The organism is Rhizobacter sp. P2_H2, assembly GCF_056403375.1.
Map to the genome: position 1 here is coordinate 1 of NZ_JBFUFP010000926.1, position 2,186 is coordinate 2,186.

At 70.4% G+C, this 2,186-nt stretch carries 2 protein-coding genes and 1 pseudogene; all 3 read left to right on the forward strand.

Annotation, left to right across the window (positions count from 1 at the left end; translation table 11 throughout):
- Nucleotides 1-417, forward strand: a pseudogene (locus AC1D15_RS28315) (formylmethanofuran dehydrogenase subunit C); the annotation flags it as partial.
- A gap of 10 nt (nucleotides 418-427) precedes the next feature.
- Complete coding sequence (gene fae, locus AC1D15_RS28320) at nucleotides 428-961, forward strand: formaldehyde-activating enzyme (protein WP_477828633.1); 534 nt, start codon at nucleotides 428-430, stop codon at nucleotides 959-961.
- Nucleotides 962-1,065: 104 nt separating this feature from the next.
- Nucleotides 1,066-2,186 (forward strand): chorismate-binding protein (locus tag AC1D15_RS28325; RefSeq protein WP_477828634.1); only part of this gene is annotated, 1,121 nt, incomplete at its 3' end.

Genomic DNA, 2,186 nt, shown 5'->3' on the forward strand with positions numbered 1-2,186 from the left:
GCCAGCACGCTGCCCGGCAGCATGGACGGCATGCGCGGCGGCACGCTGCTCGTCAAGGGCAATGCCGGCGAGCGCTTCGGCGACCGCATGCGGCGCGGCACGGCGCTGGTGTTCGGCGATGCGGGCGACTTCCTGGCCTCGCGCATGGTGGCCGGCACCCTCGCGATCGGCGGGCGGGCCGGTGCGCACGCGGGCTACGGCATGCGGCGCGGCAGCGTGGTGTTCGCGGGCGCGGCACCGGACATCGCCCCGACCTTCGTGCCGGCAGGGGCGCAGGCGCCGGTGTTCTGGCAGCTGCTGGCACGCGACCTCGCGCGGCACGGCGGCCCCTTTGCGCGCCTGCCGTCACGCGCCATCGCGCGCCACCTGGGCGACCTGGCGACGGACGGCCGCGGCGAATTGATCCTGACGACCTGAAAGCACCCCCATGACCAAGACCTACCTCTTCCACGCCGGCGAAGCCACCGTGTTCGCGCGCGAAGGCCAGTTCACCGATGCGATGCCCGAGATCCTGATCGGCCGCACCGACGGCCCCGTCGGCCAGGCCTTCGCGAACATGATGGCGCAGAGCAAGGGCCACACCGCGATGTTCGCGATCCGCRCCTGCAACCAGCTGGTGCGGCCGGCGACCATCATCGTGCCGAAGGTCACTCTGAAGGATTTCGCCAACATCGACCTCTATGGCGGCGTGGTGCAGAGCGCGACGGCCGATGCGGTGGTCGACTGCCTGATCGACGGCACGATCCCGAAGGACATCGCCAACGAGTTGTGCATCATCAGCCTGGTGTGGATCGACCCGCGCTGCGCGAAGGACGAGAACCTGGACAAGAAGGACATGTACCGCACCAACCACGAAGCGACGAAACTGGCGATCAGGCGCGCGCTGAACAACGAGCCCTCGGTCGACGAACTGATCGCCAACCGCCACAAGATCAAGCACGACATGGACGACTGGAGTTAGGAGATGGCCCCCCAGTCGCTTCGCTCCTGCCCCCAAGKGGCGCCACCTTCGGCCCGGGAGACCCGGGCTTCGGCGTTGCTTGATGAACTCGGGCCGCGCCCACCATGAGTTGCTTTGCGCTGCTCGACGACTGCCACGCGACACGCGGCAACCCACTCAGCCGGCTGTACACCGGCTTCGAGCGCGAGCACCGCTGTGTCGATCCGGCGCAGCTCGATGCCGTGTGGGCCGCGGTCGACGCCGACCTGCGCGCCGGCCTGCATGCGGTGCTGCTGGCCGACTACGAATGGGGCGCCAAGCTGATGCGGGCCGGGCATGCGCGGCTGCGGCCGGACGATGCGGCGTCGCTGCGGGTGCTGATGTTCCGCGAGCTGGCGCGGCTGTCGAACGACGAGGTCGACGCCTGGCTCGCGGCGCGCAGTGGTGAAGAAGGCAGCAGCGGCGTGATGAACCTGCGCCCGAGCGTCGACAAGCCCGGCTTCACGCGCGCGATCGACCGCATCCACGAGGCGATCCGCAACGGCGAGACCTACCAGGTCAACTTCACCTACCGGCTGCATGGCGAGGCCTGGGGCTCGCCGGTCGACCTGTACCGCCGCCTGCGCGCGCGGCAGCCGGTGGCCTATGGCGCGCTGATCGCGTTGCCCGACGCCGGGACGCCGCATGTGCTGTCGCGCTCGCCCGAGCTGTTCCTGCGCCACGAGGCCGGGCTGCTCACCGCGCGGCCGATGAAGGGCACCGCGCCGCGCATCCGCGCGCCCGAGAGCGACAGCGAGACCGCACGCCTGCTGTCGCTCGACATCAAGAACCGCGCCGAGAACCTGATGATCGTCGACCTGCTGCGCAACGACCTGGGCCGCATCGCGCAGACCGGCTCGGTGAAGGTGCCGTCGCTGTTCGCGATCGAACCGTATGCGACGCTGTTCCAGATGACCTCGACGGTCAACGCGCGGGTGCGGCCCGAGGTCGGCTTCGCCGACCTGCTGCGCGCGGTGTTCCCCTGCGGCTCGATCACCGGCACGCCCAAGCACCACACGATGGAGCTGATCGCCGGGCTGGAAACCACGCCGCGCGGCCTGTACTGCGGCGCCATCGGCTGGGTCGATGCGCCGCAGGGCGAGGCGCGCATCGGCGATTTCTGCCTCAACGTGGCGATCCGCACGCTGACGCTGGGCGCCGAGGCGCGCGGGCTGCGGCCGGCGCGGCTGGGCATCGGTGCCGGCAT